Here is a 15,188-nt window from a genome sequence, read left to right as displayed (position 1 = left end):
GCTATTGACGCCCCCGGTGCGACTTCCTATCCCGCCGCTTCCAACAACACAGGGCGAGAGCATCATGGGACGCAAACGCAAAGGGCGCGACATTTCAGGCTGGCTGATCGTGGACAAGCCCGCCGGGCCGACCTCGACCGCTGTGGTCAACAAAGTACGCTGGGCCTTCGACGCCAAGAAAGCGGGCCACGCCGGCACGCTTGACCCCGAGGCCACCGGTATTCTGGCCGTCGCTCTGGGCGAGGCCACCAAGACCGTGCCCTTTGTCACCGACGCGATGAAAGCCTATGAGTTCACCGTCCGCTGGGGCGCTGCCACCAACACCGACGATGCCGAGGGCGAGGTGATCGAGACCTCCGACAACCGCCCCTCGGATGAGGACATCAAGGCCGCACTGGGCAAGTTTGTTGGGGACATCGAACAGGTGCCGCCGCAGTTCTCGGCGGTGAAAATTGATGGCGAACGCGCCTACAAACTGGCCCGCGATGGCGAACAGGTCGAGATTGCCGCCCGCCCGCTCTGGGTTGAAGAGCTGTTGCTGGTCGACCGGCCCGATGCCGACACCGCCGTGCTGGAAATGACCTGTGGCAAGGGTGGCTATGTCCGCGCCATCGCCCGCGATCTGGGCCGCGTGCTGGGCTGTTTCGGCCATGTTGTCACCCTGCGCCGGGTGTGGTCGGGGCCGTTCGATCTTGACGGTGCGGTCACGCTGGACCGGGTCGAGGAATTGGCCCGCACGCCAGAGCTTGATGCGATGCTTCTGCCGCTGGAAACCGGATTGCAGGACTTGCCCGAGCTGCATTGCGGAACCGAGGCCGCGATCAAGCTGCGCAATGGCAATCCCGCCGAAGTCACCGGCGGCGGCGATGTCGAGTTTGGCGAAATCGCTTGGGTCAGCCATCAGGGCGTGCCGATTGCCGTAGGCGAATATCGTGGCGGCCGGTTGCAGCCGTCGCGCGTGTTTGTCACCGCGTAAGTCATGCTCGTCACCCGGACCCACGAGACGCCGGAGTGCCGCTCTGAGGCGGTCTATTCCGCCTGCGACCTCTACCGCTACCGGCTTAGCCGGACGTGGGACGCAGACGGCACGCGGCTGGCCTTTGTCATGCTCAACCCGTCGACCGCCAATGAAAAGGTCAATGATCCGACCATCGCGCGCTGTGAAAAACGCGCGCGATTGCTGGGGTTTGGCGGGTTGGACGTGGTCAACCTCTTTGCCTTTCGCGCCACCGCGCCGCAGGATTTGCGCGCCGCCGAGGCCCCGATTGGCCCCGAGAACGACAGTTTTCTTATGCGCGCCTGCGCCGGGGCCGACATGGTGCTGGCCGCCTGGGGCGTGCATGGAACGCACCGCGGCCGCGACGTTGAGGCCCGGCCCTTGCTAAGCGTGGACCCGGCGAAACTCTTTACCCTCGGGCTCACCCGGCACGGGCTGCCGCGCCACCCGCTGTATGTGTCGTATGCCCGCAAACCTGAGCCCTATTTGGTTAACGATTTGTAAGCGTATGAAAGCGTTAACCAATTAGTGGGAAAGCCTTTGACCTGATGGGGGTGCGGCGGCGATACTGCGCCTCGGGTAAAAGGGTGAAAACCAATGTTTCTGATTGCAGGCTTGCTAGGCTTGGCCGCTGTTGGCTCCGTTATGATGATCGGGCCAATCGGTGAAGACGATGACGATTTCGAAAAGACAGACGCCGCAGAGGACGAGCTTCCTGACGAAGATGTCGGCCCCGGCGGCATGATCGAGCCTGCGGAGTTTCTTGAGGCGGCCGAGGAAGCTGGCCCGTTTGATACTGGCCCCATCGACGGCACGCCCGGCAATGACACTCTGTCCGGCGACGATGGCGCCTCAACCATAAATGGCGGCGACGGCAGCGATGCGATTGACGGCTTGGGCGGCGATGACGCGCTCTCGGGTGGCGGCGGCGAAGACTGGATCTGGGCGGGCGACGGCAACGATGCGCTGCATGGCGGCGAGGATGACGATACCCTGCACGGCGAAGCGGGCGAAGACACGCTGTATGGCGACGCCGGCAATGACGAACTTTTTGGCCACGGCGGCAATGATCTGATCCTTGGCGGCAGTGGCGATGATGTGCTGAGCGATGGCATGGGCAACGACATGCTGGCCGGCCAGGACGGCAACGATGGGCTGCTTGGTGGGCATGATGATGACACACTTGATGGCGGGATGGGCGCGGATTCGCTGTTTGGCGGTCAGGGCAATGACCTGCTGGACGGCACCGAAAGCAGTGCCGATGCGCCGGACTACCTTAATGGCAACGCGGGCGACGATACAATTCTGGCCGACGATGGCGATATCGTGACCGGCGGCGAAGGCGCGGATGACATCGTGTTTCACGGCGGAAACGGTCAGAGCCTGACCCTGATCGACTTCGAACCCCAAGAGGACCGGCTGCTGATCGTGGTCGATGATCCAAGCGGCGGGGTCGAGATCACACTGACCCCGGATGCCACCGACGCGGGCCTGATGCACATGGCGGTGGACGGCGAAGAGGTGGCGGTGCTGCGCGGAGCCGAGGACCTGACGATGAATGATATCACGCTGGTCTCTGAGGCCTATGCCGCCGCGCTTGAGGTGCTGCCACCTGCCGCATAGGCGCGTGGCTGCGGCCTCTTCCCAAACCGGCAAGAATCCCCTATACGCCTCGCTTATCCCCGGCCTGATGGTCGGGGTTTTCTATCTCCACGGGCCCTGCTGGACGACATCCCGGCTTGCGCCATAACCCTTTAATTCTTCCGAAAGGAGACCCCGATGTCGATTACTGTAGAAGACAAAAACCGCGTGATGAAAGACTTCGCCACCAAAGAAGGCGATACAGGTTCGCCCGAAGTTCAGGTGGCCATTCTCACGTCGCGTATCCGTACGCTGACCGAGCACTTCAAGACCCACAAAAAAGACAACCACTCCCGTCGTGGCCTTTTGAAGCTTGTGGCCCAGCGCCGGAAACTTCTGGACTACCTGAAAGGCAAAGAAGAGGCCCGTTACCAGGACCTTATCAAACGCCTGGAAATCCGCCGCTAAGGATTTCGACAGCCAGTTACGTTGCGCCCGCTCAGACACGAGCGGGCGTTTTCGTTTCAAGCCCCCGCGCGCAGCCGGATCCATTCATGGATCAGTCCCGATTTGTTAACAAATCGGCGCAGCGCCCGGCTGCAAACTCTCACCTTTCCAAACAGCGCAAAACACTGTATTCCCCCGCAATCTGAGACGTGACGCTTTGACCCCGGCGCACACATGATGGAGGGGTCGGCGGCAATGCGGCCGCCATTCAAACGGGAGACCCGGAGGGCCGGGAGCGCTCCCTTACAGGATACGATGATGTTCAATATCTCGAAGAAAAGCATGCAGTGGGGCGAGGAGACGCTTACACTGGAAACAGGCAAGGTTGCCCGTCAGGCCGACGGTTCGGTTATCGCCACACTGGGCGAAACCTCTGTCATGGCCAACGTGACCTTTGCCAAAAAACCCAAGCCCGGTCAGGATTTCTTTCCGCTGACCGTGCATTACCAAGAGAAATACTATGCCGCCGGTAAAGTGCCGGGTGGCTTCTTCAAACGCGAAGCGCGTCCGACCGAGAAAGAGACGCTGACTGCGCGTCTGATCGACCGTCCGATCCGCCCGCTGTTTGTCGATGGCTTCAAGCACGAAGTGCTGGTCATGTGCACCGTGCTCAGCCACGATCTGGTCAATGACCCCGACATCGTGGCGATGATCGCCGCCTCGGCTGCGCTGACCATTTCCGGCGCACCGTTCCGTGGCCCGATTGCCGGTGCCCGCGTCGGTTATGTGGATGGCGAATACATCCTCAACCCCGAGGTCGAGGATATGCACGATCTGCGCCTCAACCCCGAACAACGTCTCGACCTTGTTGTTGCTGGCACCAAAGACGCCGTGATGATGGTGGAATCGGAAGCATACGAGCTGACCGAAGAAGAGATGCTGGGCGCGGTGAACTTTGCGCACGAGCAAATCCAGCCGGTGATCGACCTGATCATCTCGCTGGCCGAAGACGCCGCGAAAGAGCCGTTCGACTTCCAGCCGCCGGAATACACCGAGCTGTATGAAGCCGTGAAAGCCGCCGGTGAAACCCAGATGCGCGCTGCATTTGCTCTTACCGACAAACAGGAACGCACGCTTGCCGTTGCTGAGGCCCGCACCGCCATCAAGGCCGCGCTGACCGAAGAGCAGCTCGACGATGCGAACCTTGGTTCCGCGCTCAAAAAGCTCGAAGCTGGCATCCTGCGTGGCGACGTTGTCAAAACCGGCAAGCGGATCGATGGTCGTGGCACCACCGATGTGCGTCAGATCGTTTGCGAAACCGGTCTTCTGCCCCGGACCCACGGTTCTGCCCTGTTTACCCGTGGCGAAACCCAAGGTCTGGTTGTGACGACGCTCGGCACCGGCGACGATGAACAGTTCATCGACGCGCTGCATGGCAACTTCAAATCCAACTTCCTGCTGCACTACAACTTCCCACCCTACTCGGTTGGCGAAGCGGGTCGCGTGGGCCCTCCCGGCCGTCGCGAAATCGGGCACGGTAAACTGGCATGGCGCGCGCTTCAGGCCGTTCTGCCCGCACCGACCGATTTCCCCTACACCGTGCGTGTTGTGTCGGAAATCACCGAATCCAACGGCTCTTCGTCGATGGCATCGGTTTGCGGCGGCTCCTTGTCGATGATGGACGCGGGCGTTCCGCTGAAATCGGCGGTTGCTGGCGTTGCGATGGGTCTGATCCTGGAAGAAGACGGATCTTACGCGATCCTGTCCGACATCCTGGGTGACGAAGACCACCTCGGCGACATGGACTTTAAGGTTGCAGGCACCGAAAACGGCATCACCTCGCTGCAGATGGATATCAAGGTTGCGGGCATCACGGCCGACATCATGAAATCCGCTTTGGCGCAGGCCAAAGACGGCCGCCTCCACATCCTCAGCGAGATGTCCAAAGCGCTGACCGGCGCGGCCGAATTCTCGGTTCATGCTCCGCGCATCGAAACCATGCAGGTTCCGACGGACAAGATCCGTGAAGTCATCGGCTCGGGCGGTAAAGTGATCCGTGAGATCGTCGAAGTCTCGGGTGCCAAGGTCGACATCAACGACGACGGCATCATCAAGATCGCCTCGCCGAACGGTGAAGCCATCCAGAAAGCGTACGACATGATCTATTCGATCGTGGCCGAGCCCGAGGAAGGCAAAGTCTACAAAGGCAAGGTCGTGAAGATCGTCGATTTCGGCGCCTTCGTGAACTTCTTTGGCAAGCGTGACGGCCTCGTGCACGTCAGCCAGATCGAAAATCGTCGCCTGAACCATCCGTCGGATGTGTTGAAGGAAGGTCAGGAAGTCTGGGTCAAACTGCTTGGCTTTGATGATCGTGGCAAGGTGCGCCTGTCGATGAAAGTTGTCGATCAGGAAACCGGCGAAGAATCCAAAAGCGAAGAAGACGCAGAGTAATCTGCGCGCCTTCTAGAATTTAAGAGGCCCCGGTGGAAACGCCGGGGCCTTTTTCTATCTGACGTGAGCTGTGACTGCGCCGATCCGCGGGGTGGCGCTGTAGCGGAGATGTAAGGCGGTTTATGCCCGCAAAATCACTCCGCGCTCTCCCCAATAAACCTTGGTCAGACAAAGCGCCGCCCCGGGGGGCGGATCGGCGCTGGCACGGCGGCTTCGCCTTGGTTCCGTGCCGGGAGTGCCTCTACCGGTCGCCGAACATATCGCCCAAGCCGCCGAGCACCGAGCCTTCGCCCTTGTTGCCGCCCACGCGCCCGGCCTGAAGCACCCGGTCGGCCAGCCGCGAAAACGGCAGGCTTTGCAGAAACACCGTCCCCGGACCGCGCAGGGTGGCCAAAAACAGGCCCTCACCGCCAAACACCATCGATTTCAGATTGCCCGCGCGCTCGATGTCGTAATCAATGCCCGAGGTGAAGGCCGCGATACAGCCGGTGTCGACGCGCAGCACCTCGCCCGCCTGCAATTCCCGCCGGATCAGCGTGCCGCCCGCGTGCACAAAGGCCATGCCATCGCCGGTCAAACGCTGAAGGATAAACCCCTCGCCGCCAAAGAACCCGACGCCGAGCTTTTTCTGAAAGGCAATATCGGTGCGGGTGCCAAAGGCAGCGCAGAGAAACGCGTCTTTCTGACAGATCAATTCGCCGCCGAGCACCGCCATGTCCATCGGGATGATTTTGCCGGGATAAGGCGCGGCAAAAGCCACCCGGCGCTTGCCCTGCCCGCGATTGGTAAAATGCGTCAGAAAGATCGACTCGCCGGTCAAAACCCGTTTGCCGACATTCAAAAGCGCGCCCATCACACCGCTGGTTGGCGTGCTGCCGTCGCCCATCTTGCTTTCAAACGTAATGCCGTCTTCCATGTAGTTCATGGCTCCGGCCTCGGCGATCACCGTCTCGCCGGGGTCAAGCTCGACCTCGACAATCTGCATGTCGTCGCCAAAAACTTCGTAATCGACTTCGTGGCTTATCATAATCTAATCCCTTCGTTGAAATCCGCTGCGACCTTGATAGCCGCCGCAGGGACATCACGAAAGGACTGGTATTCCTGCCCTTATCAGGCCCGTCAGATGATCTCGTCTTCGTCAAACAGCGGCGCGGCGTCGCGCTGGGCTGACATTTCATCGACCACCGCCTCGGCCACCGCTTCGGACGGGGTCAGCGCAATATGAAACAGCGCATCGCCCTCGTTGACCACCGGCATATTGGTGCGGCCAATGATGATGCCCTCAATCTCGCTAAAGACCTCTTGCTCCACATCGCCGGTCGGATCGGCCACAACGCCCAACAAATCGCCTTCGGTCACATAGTCGCCAATGGTGCGATAGGTCCGAAGCAACCCGCCCAAAGGCGCACGCAGCCAGCTTGAGCGTTCAGACGCCAGCGGCGGCGTCTTGATGTGCGGCACGCCGCGCGGCCCGATCATGCCCATATGGTGCATCACCCGCAGGATACCGGACAGGCCCGCGCGGGCGGCATATTCGTCAAACCGCAGCCCCTCGCCCGCCTCATACAGCAACACGTCGCACTTAAGCTCTTCGGCGGCATGACGCAGTGAGCCTTCGCGCAGCTTGGATTGCAGCATCACCGGCGCGCCGAACGCCAGGCCAATCTCGGCCAGCCGCTTGTTGCCCGGCGTCAGGCGGATCTGCGGCAGGTTCTCGCGCCGGATCGCGGCCGAATGCAGATCAATCCCCAGCTCAGAGCGCGCCACAATTTCATTCACAAAGATATGCGCCAGCCGCGCCGCGAGCGATCCGGAAGGATGGCCGGGGAAACAACGGTTGAGATCGCGCCGGTCGGGCAGATAGCGAGAATGGTTGATAAAGCCGAAAGAGTTCACAATCGGCACCGCCAAAAGCGTGCCCGCCAAACGCTCGATCGGCTTGGCGCGCAACAACCGCCGCACCACCTCGACGCCGATCACCTCATCGCCGTGGATCGCCGCCGAGACAAAGATCACCGGACCGTCGCGCCGCCCGTGGATCACATGCACCGGCATTGTCACCGGGGTATGATCGGGCATCTGGCTGACCGGCAGTTCAACAACCGCGCGCGTGCCCGGCTCGATCGTTTGGCCGCCGATTTGGAATCCGTTGCGCTTGGTCATGGCTGTCCCCTGAAACCGCGTTTCAACGGCGATAGGTAAAATGCCGGCGTTTGTCCATTACGGACGCGGTTCCGGCTCCGTTTGCCTTGGGTCGGGGCTATATCGCGGTTCTCTTGCACCAGTGCGCCGGTGTGTGTGCATGAAAACGGCCCAAGGCGTGTGCCTCGGGCCGATCTGTTTGGCCTTGGTCTGGAAGCCTTAGCCCGGTGTTTTGGTCATCCGCAGATAAGGCAGCACGGTTTTGAACTCGCCGAACTTCTCTTTCGCCGCCTCGTCATTGACCGCCGTCGGGATCACGACATCCTGACCAACCTGCCAGTTGGCCGGGGTGGCGACGCCGTGTTTCGCCGCGGTTTGCAGCCCGTCGAGCGCGCGCAGCACTTCGGCAAAGTTGCGGCCCACGTTCATCGGATAGGTCATCGACAGCTTCAACTTTTTGTCGGGGCCGATGATATAGACCACGCGCACTGTGGCGCTGTCGTTCGGGGTGGCATTGTCGGGCAGGTAGAACTCGGCCGGCAGCATGTCAAACGCCTTGGACACGGCAAGCCCTTTGTCCGCGATGATCGGGAAACCCGCGTTGGTTCCGGCGACCTGCTCGATGTCTTTTTTCCAACCCTTGTGCTCTTCGACACCGTCAACGGAAATGCCGATCACCTTGGTGCCGCGCTTTTCCCATTCGTCGGCCAGCTGTGCCACAGCGCCAAATTCGGTGGTGCAAACCGGGGTGAAATCCTTGGGGTGGGAAAACAAGATCGCCCAGCTGTCGCCGATCCAGTCATGAAAGGCGATGGTGCCCTGATCGCTCTCGGCGGTGAAATTCGGGACGGTGTCGTTGATGCGTAAGCCCATGTTTCTCTCCTGTAACGTCGGTCCGGTCAGCGCCGGAAGATTTGATCAAATTCTGCTTGTGGTGTCTTGTGACACTTCAGATGTGGTGACACAGTGCCGCTAATCCAAGGGAGGTCAACCAATGATCGAGAAACGTCAGTTCTATATCGACGGTGCCTGGGTGGACCCCGCCGCACCAAAAGATCTCAATGTGATCGACCCGTCGACGGAAGAGCCCTGCGCGGTGATTTCGCTCGGCGATCAGGCCGATACCGATGCCGCCGTCGCCGCCGCGCGCGCCGCCTTTGACGGTTGGTCGCAGACGTCGATGGAAGACCGTGTCGCGCTGCTGCGCAAGCTTTACGACGTGTATAAAGCGCGCGCCAAGGACATGGGCGCCGCGATCAGCCTCGAGATGGGCGCGCCGATTGACTATGCCAACGCCAATCAGGTGGGCGCCGGGATCTGGCACATGAAGGGCTTTCTTGATGCGCTGAAAGATTTCAGCTTTGAGAGTGATTTCACCGCCACCGAGAAGCATCTGAAAGAGCCGATTGGCGTGTGCGGCCTGATCACGCCGTGGAACTGGCCGATGAATCAGGTGGTGCTCAAGGTGTTTCCGGCGCTGGCCGCGGGCTGTACGGTGGTGTTGAAACCGTCGGAAGTGGCCCCGCTGTCGAGCCTGCTGTTCGCGGAATTTGTCGATGAGGCGGGCTTCCCCAAGGGGGTGTTCAACCTTGTAAACGGCGATGGCGCGGGCGTCGGCTCGCAGCTTTCGGTGCATCCGGATGTGGATATGATCTCGTTCACCGGCTCGACCCGCGCCGGGATTGCCATCTCCAAAGCCGCCGCTGATACGCTCAAGCGCGTCTCGCTCGAACTCGGTGGCAAGGGCGCGAATATCATCTTTGCCGATGCCGACGCTGATGCGGTCAAACGCGGTGCGGCGCATTGCTTTGCCAACTCCGGCCAATCGTGCAACGCGCCGACGCGGATGCTGGTCGAACGGTCGAAGTATGATGAGGCAGTGAAAATTGCCGCTGAGGTGGCCGAGGCAACCCGTGTTGGTCCCGCCTCTGAGGCCGGTAAATTTATCGGGCCGGTGGTGTCTGAGGTGCAGTTCGACAAGATCCAGGCGCTGATCGAAACCGGTGCCAAAGAGGCGCGGCTGGTGGCCGGTGGCACCGGGCGGCCCGAGGGGCTCAATCGGGGGTATTTCGTGCGGCCCACGGTGTTTGCCGATGTGACCAACGACATGACGATTGCGCAGGAAGAGGTCTTTGGCCCGGTGCTGTCGATCCTTGCCTTCGACACCGAAGATGAGGCGGTGGCGATTGCCAATGACACGCCGTATGGGCTGGCCGATTACGTGCAAACGCAAGACGATGATAAACGCCGCCGCGTGGCGCGCCGTCTTCGGGCCGGCATGATCGATACCAATGGCGCGGGCTTTGCCCAAGGTTCGCCGTTTGGCGGCTATAAGCAGTCGGGCAATGGGCGCGAAGGCGGCAAACTGGGGATCGACGAGTTCCTCGAGATCAAGGCAGTATCGGGCTGGGCGGCAGAATAGGCTCTCAGCTTTCGCCGCGCCATCGCCTTCCCAAGGGGCGATGGCGCGGCACGTTTGACCGGTAAAGCTTTGCGGATTTTCAACGCCTTGCAAGACGCTGACCGGATTAGGGATACGCGGATTTCTCTAGTGAAAGATGAAACTGCGCATCGAGACGCTGGCGAGATCGATGCTGTCGTTCATGAAGGTCAGGTGATCCTCGGACCCTGCTGCCCCGGCGATGGCCAGCGACGGCAAATAGTGATCAAGCGAAGGATGCGCCTGTTTCAACAGGGCTCCCCATTCCTTGTTATTCGCCAGCGCCGCAAAATCACGCGCCTCTAGTCGTTCGGCAAAACGGCTGTCGAATTCCTCGGCCCAGTCATAGGCCGCGCCGCCCGGGCGCATGGTGCGCAGGTTGTGAACGATATTGCCGCTGCCAAGGATCAGAACACCGCGATTGCGCAGCTCGGCCAGCTTGCGGCCAATCTCCAGATGCCACTCAAGGTCTTTGGTCATGTCGATCGAGAGCTGAAACACCGGCACATCGGCCTCGGGATAGAGGAACTTCAGCACCGACCACGCGCCGTGATCCAGCCCCCACGTATCATCGCCCTCGGCATGGTGGCTCGCCAAAAGCGAGATCACATCCTGCGCCAAGGCCGGATCGCCCTTGGCCGGGTATTGCTCTTGGTACAGCGCCTCGGGGAAACCATAGAAATCGTGGATCGTGCGCGGCACAGCCGAGACATCCACCAGCGTCGTGCCGTTGGTCATCCAATGTGCCGACACCACCAGGATCGCTTGCGGGCGCGGCAAATTGCGGCCCAACGCGGCCCAGCTTTTGGCATAGGGATTGTCTTGGATGGCGTTCATCGGGCTGCCGTGACCCAGAAAGATCACCGGCAGTCTGTCCGAGGTTTTCAGCCGGTCGTTCAGGGTTTGCAGATCGTGTTTCAGGCTCATGGCCCAGGCCTCCGAATGGTGTGACCACAAGATACGCGGTCGCATTCCATTCACCAACTGCCGCATTTCAACAGCATCTGTGCGCGAGACCGGAGGAATGCGCTCACCACATGGCGGGTATGCAAAAATCGCAGTCAGATTCCAAATACGGCCCTTGCCCGACTCAGCATGATATCCTACCTGCGATTCACCTAATCTTCGAAACCGGAACGCATGGCAGAGGTCGACATCATGCTGACACGCGACGAAATCATCCGCGACGCACGCTCACGGGCAGGAACCCTGCCCGCGGTCTTTGTTGTCTATGGCATTCTGCTGGCCACCATGGCCCTTACCGGCATGGCGATGACCTGAGCCCGGCCTTGAGCCAATCGCGCGAAGGCGGGCACATGGCCCACCTTGCGCAGTTGGGTTCAGACGTCTGCCGCCTCACCCACATTATCGACGCCGCGCTCTTCGAGCAGCTCGGTGAGCCAGTTCGGGTCCATTTCGGGCACCGAACTCAGCAGCAGATCGGTATAGGGATGGTGCGGCGGGGTGAACATCTGGTCTTTCGGTCCCTGCTCGACCACCTTGCCGTATTGCATCACCACCACCTCATCCGCGATCGAACGTACCGTCGCGAGATCGTGGGTGATGAACATATACGCCAGATCAAGTTCGCCCTGCAGCCGGTCGAGCAGCTTCAGGATGCCCTCGGCCACCAGTTGATCGAGCGCCGATGTCACCTCATCGCAGATGATGAAGGCCGGTTCCGCCGCCAAAGCACGGGCGATGCCGATCCGCTGTTTCTGGCCGCCTGACAGCTCGGGCGGATAACGGTTGTAGTACTGCGACGGCTCAAGCTCGATCAGATCGAGCAGTTCATCCACCCGATGTTTCAGATCCGCCCCCGACAGGCCGGAATAGAACTGTGCCGGACGGCCAATGATCTCGGAAATCTTGACCTTGGGGTTAAGCGCGGTATCGGCCATCTGATAGATCATCTGCGCCTGTCGCAGCTGGTCCTTGGAGCGGTCCTGATAGCGCGGCGGCAGGGGTTCACCCTTGAACAGGATCTCGCCCGACGAGGGCGGCAACAGCCCGGTGATACAGCGCGCGGTGGTCGATTTGCCAGACCCGGACTCGCCCACCACGGCGACAGTCATGCCCTTGTAGATGTCAAACGACACATCATCGAGCACCTTGATTCCGCCGGTATAGGCCGCATCGACGTTCTTGACCGAGATGATCGGCGTTTCACCCACCGGGCGCATCACCTGTGGCTTTTCAAAGCTGCGCACCGCCCAGAGCGATTTGGTGTAATCCTCTTGCGGATTGTCCAGCATCTGTTCGGTCGGCGCCTGTTCGACCTCTTCGCCCTTGAGCAGAACCTTGATGGTGTCGGCCATCTGCGCCACCACAGCAAGGTCATGGGTGATATAGATCGCCGCGGTGTTGAACTGATCCACAATGTCGCGGATCGCGGCCAAAACCTCGATCTGGGTGGTCACGTCAAGTGCGGTGGTCGGCTCGTCAAAGATGATCAGGTCGGGCCGGCAGGCCATCGCCATTGCCGTCATTGCCCGCTGAAGCTGGCCACCCGAGACCTGGTGCGGATAGCGAAAGCCGATCTCGGTCGGGTCAGGCAGACGCAGGCGATGGTAAAGATCCATCGCATCCTCTTGCGCCTCAAGCCGCTTTTGGATGCGGTAGTGCAGCGGTGCCTCGGTGTGCTGGTCGATGATCTTATGCGCCGGGTTGAACGAGGCCGCCGCCGACTGCGCCACATAGGCAATCCGCGAGCCGCGCAACGCGCGCCGCTCGCCTTCGGTGGCGGTGGTCAACTCCATGCCGTCGAACTCGATCTTCGAGCCTTCGACAATGCGGGTGCCGTCGCGGGCATAGCCCATTGCGGCGGCTCCGATGGTGGATTTGCCTGCGCCGGATTCCCCGATCAGGCCCATCACCTCGCCTTTGTGCAGCGTCAGGTCGACGCCTTTGATGATCGGCACCCAGTCTTCGCCGGTGTAGCCCTCGATCTTGAGGTCCTTAATCTCGAGCAGGACGGTTTTGTCATGTACCATAGTTTATTGCTCCTTCAGACCCGAGGACCGGAACAGCATCCAGTCGACGACGAAATTGACAGACACCGTCAAAAGCGCGATGGCCGCGGCCGGGATAAGCGGCGTCATATCGCCAAACGAGATCAACGTTGCGTTTTCACGCACCATCGAGCCCCAGTCGGCGGTGGGCGGCTGGATGCCCAGCCCAAGGAACGACAGGCCGGCGACCAGCAGGAACACAAAGCAGAACTCCAACCCGAATTCCGCGATCAGCGGCGCGGTGGAATTTGGCAGGATCTCCTTGCGGATCAGGTAGCTGTTCTTTTCACCGCGCAGCTTGGCGGCCTCGATGTAATCCATCACCACGACGTTGCCCGCCACCGCCCGCGTCAGGCGGAAGACGCGCGGCGCATAGATGATCGCTACGGCAATGATGATCACATAGATCTGCGGTCCGAAGATCGACAGCATCAACAGCGCGAAAATCAGCGAGGGGATCGACATGATCACATCGGCAAACCGACCGAGGAACTGGTCAAGCCAGCCGCCGCGCGTGGCCGCCAAAAGCCCGGCAGAGGCCCCGATAAAGAACGCGGCAAGGGTGGCCGACAGCGCCAGACCGACGGAATTGCGCGCCCCAAAGATGATCCGGCTGAACATATCACGGCCCAGCTGATCGGCCCCCAAAAGCATGGTGTCATCCGGCGGCGCAAAGGCGGACGAGATCACCTCGCTTTCGCCAAACGGCGCAATCCACGGCGCAAAGATCGCGGCGATGGCATAAGTGAAAATGATGAACATGCCAAAGGACGCTGTGAGCGGCGCGGTCTTGATCTCTTTGCCGAGGTTCGTTGGCATGATGACCACCAAAAACTCGCGGAAACAGTAAGACACGCCGCCCGCAAAGGCCAAGGCCGCCGCCGACATGGCGATAAAGCGCAACGCGCCCGCCCCGCCGATGATACCGATCACAAAGCTAACAAGTGTCAGCGAAAACAGCAGGATAAACGGCCCGCGTTTACCATAAAATGCCGCCAGACAGGACGCGATGATCAGGCAGGCGAAGTAGAGAATGACGAAAAGGCTCATGATCTCTCTCCCTTACTTCGGATGCCGCAAACGCGGGTTTGTGAGGATTGCCCCAACATCGGCTGCAAGATTGAGCAGGATGAAGGTGGCGGCGAAGATCAGGCAAGAGGCTTGGACCACAGGGAAATCACGTTTGCTCACCGCGTCGACCAACGCTTGGCCGATGCCGGGATAGACAAACACCACTTCGACAAGCACAACGCCGGTGATCAGATAGGCAAGGTTCAGCGCGATCACGTTGATGATCGGGGCCCATGCGTTGGGCAGCGCGTGGCGCACGATAACTTTCCACGGCGGCGTGCCCTTTAGCCGCGCCATTTCGATATAGGGTGAGGCCAGCAGGTTGATGATCGCGGCGCGTGTCATCCGCATCATATGCGCCGTCACCACCAAAACCAGCGTCAGCGCCGGCAGGAAGGTGCGCTCGAGCAGGTCAAGGAAACTCATGCCGGAACTGAGCGACGAGATGGCCGGGAACATTTGCCATTTTACCGCGAAGAACAGGATCAGCACGTAGCCGAGAAAGAATTCAGGCGAAGAGATCGACGTCAGCGTCAGCACATTGGCGACCCGGTCGAACAAGGTGTTGCGCAGCAGCGCCACGATAACGCCCAGCGTGATCGCAAACGGCACGGCAATCACCGCCGCATAGGCCGCAAGGAACATGGTGTTGATGAAACGTTCGGTGATGATGGTGCTGACCCGCTCGCCACTCACGATCGAGGTGCCAAAATCGCCAATCACCGCGCCGCCAAGCCATTCGAAATAGCGCACAGGGGCCGGCTTATTAAGGCCCATCCGTTCCCGCAACGCCGCGAGGTTTTCCTCGGTCGCGCCTTGGCCAAGCACCGCCTGGGCAATATCGCCCGGCAACAATTCGACCATAAAGAAGATGATGACCGAAATCACCAAAAGCGTGATCAGGCCAAAGCCCAACCGCTTGAGTATCAGACTGAGAATGTCCCCCACGAGGATCCCCCTTTTTCGTTGCCACTTTTGGGCTGGTTTATTGGGCCACCTTGCGGGGCCGGGGCGGTGGCCCGAAAGTGCATCGGACCACCACAAAGAT

Annotated in this window: 14 protein-coding genes; 7 read left to right on the top strand and 7 right to left on the bottom strand. The window is 60.5% G+C overall.

Annotated elements, in window-relative coordinates:
* Positions 1-64: 64 nt before the first annotated feature.
* The 5 genes from truB to pnp all read left to right on the top strand — a co-directional run bounded on the left by truB (position 65) and on the right by pnp (position 5,476).
* The gene (gene truB, locus ACW9UO_RS11790; RefSeq protein ID WP_457086000.1) at positions 65-976 is read left to right on the top strand and encodes a tRNA pseudouridine(55) synthase TruB; all 912 of its coding nucleotides are present in this window, start codon (positions 65-67) and stop codon (positions 974-976) included.
* A 3-nt stretch (positions 977-979) separates the two neighbouring features.
* Entirely contained in the window at positions 980-1,501 is a 522-nt protein-coding gene (locus ACW9UO_RS11785) for a DUF1643 domain-containing protein (RefSeq protein WP_457085999.1), read from the top strand.
* Positions 1,502-1,594: 93 nt separating this feature from the next.
* A complete protein-coding gene (locus tag ACW9UO_RS11780; protein ID WP_457085998.1) occupies positions 1,595-2,620 on the top strand; it encodes a calcium-binding protein in 1,026 nt (341 codons plus the stop codon).
* Between the two features lie 156 nt (positions 2,621-2,776).
* On the top strand, positions 2,777-3,046 hold the full coding sequence (gene rpsO / locus ACW9UO_RS11775; RefSeq protein WP_457085997.1) for a 30S ribosomal protein S15: 270 nt from the start codon (positions 2,777-2,779) through the stop codon (positions 3,044-3,046).
* 297 nt (positions 3,047-3,343) lie between these two features.
* Entirely contained in the window at positions 3,344-5,476 is a 2,133-nt protein-coding gene (gene pnp, locus ACW9UO_RS11770) for a polyribonucleotide nucleotidyltransferase (protein ID WP_457088645.1), read from the top strand.
* Positions 5,477-5,717: 241 nt separating this feature from the next.
* Here the strand turns inward: pnp and ACW9UO_RS11765 are convergent, their stop codons facing one another.
* From ACW9UO_RS11765 to ACW9UO_RS11755, 3 genes are all read right to left on the bottom strand, one after another.
* Complete coding sequence (locus ACW9UO_RS11765; protein WP_457085996.1) at positions 5,718-6,503, bottom strand: TIGR00266 family protein; 786 nt, start codon at positions 6,501-6,503, stop codon at positions 5,718-5,720.
* 92 nt (positions 6,504-6,595) lie between these two features.
* On the bottom strand, positions 6,596-7,639 hold the full coding sequence (locus tag ACW9UO_RS11760) for a succinylglutamate desuccinylase/aspartoacylase family protein (RefSeq protein WP_457085995.1): 1,044 nt from the start codon (positions 7,637-7,639) through the stop codon (positions 6,596-6,598).
* A gap of 198 nt (positions 7,640-7,837) precedes the next feature.
* The gene (locus ACW9UO_RS11755; protein ID WP_457085994.1) at positions 7,838-8,491 is read right to left on the bottom strand and encodes a peroxiredoxin; all 654 of its coding nucleotides are present in this window, start codon (positions 8,489-8,491) and stop codon (positions 7,838-7,840) included.
* 121 nt (positions 8,492-8,612) lie between these two features.
* Here ACW9UO_RS11755 and ACW9UO_RS11750 point away from each other — a divergent pair, with 121 nt between their 5' ends.
* On the top strand, positions 8,613-10,040 hold the full coding sequence (locus tag ACW9UO_RS11750) for an aldehyde dehydrogenase family protein (protein ID WP_457085993.1): 1,428 nt from the start codon (positions 8,613-8,615) through the stop codon (positions 10,038-10,040).
* Between the two features lie 126 nt (positions 10,041-10,166).
* On the opposite strand, the gene ygiD is transcribed toward ACW9UO_RS11750, so the two are convergent.
* On the bottom strand, positions 10,167-10,985 hold the full coding sequence (ygiD, locus tag ACW9UO_RS11745) for a 4,5-DOPA-extradiol-dioxygenase (protein WP_457085992.1): 819 nt from the start codon (positions 10,983-10,985) through the stop codon (positions 10,167-10,169).
* Positions 10,986-11,198: 213 nt separating this feature from the next.
* Here ygiD and ACW9UO_RS11740 point away from each other — a divergent pair, with 213 nt between their 5' ends.
* On the top strand, positions 11,199-11,339 hold the full coding sequence (locus ACW9UO_RS11740) for a hypothetical protein (RefSeq protein WP_457085991.1): 141 nt from the start codon (positions 11,199-11,201) through the stop codon (positions 11,337-11,339).
* Between the two features lie 59 nt (positions 11,340-11,398).
* Here ACW9UO_RS11740 and ACW9UO_RS11735 read toward each other — a convergent pair whose 3' ends face one another.
* The 3 genes from ACW9UO_RS11735 to ACW9UO_RS11725 are packed head-to-tail and all read right to left on the bottom strand — an operon-like array spanning position 11,399 to position 15,088.
* Positions 11,399-13,051, bottom strand: a complete 1,653-nt coding sequence (locus ACW9UO_RS11735) for an ABC transporter ATP-binding protein (RefSeq protein WP_457085990.1) — start codon at positions 13,049-13,051, stop codon at positions 11,399-11,401.
* A 3-nt stretch (positions 13,052-13,054) separates the two neighbouring features.
* Positions 13,055-14,119, bottom strand: a complete 1,065-nt coding sequence (locus ACW9UO_RS11730) for an ABC transporter permease (protein WP_457085989.1) — start codon at positions 14,117-14,119, stop codon at positions 13,055-13,057.
* Between the two features lie 12 nt (positions 14,120-14,131).
* Positions 14,132-15,088, bottom strand: coding sequence for an ABC transporter permease (locus ACW9UO_RS11725; RefSeq protein WP_457085988.1), 957 nt, complete (start codon positions 15,086-15,088; stop codon positions 14,132-14,134).
* Positions 15,089-15,188: the final 100 nt, after the last annotated feature.

The sequence above is a fragment of the Marinovum sedimenti genome, assembly GCF_054052205.1.
This window is presented reverse-complemented; position numbering and strand designations above follow the sequence as displayed.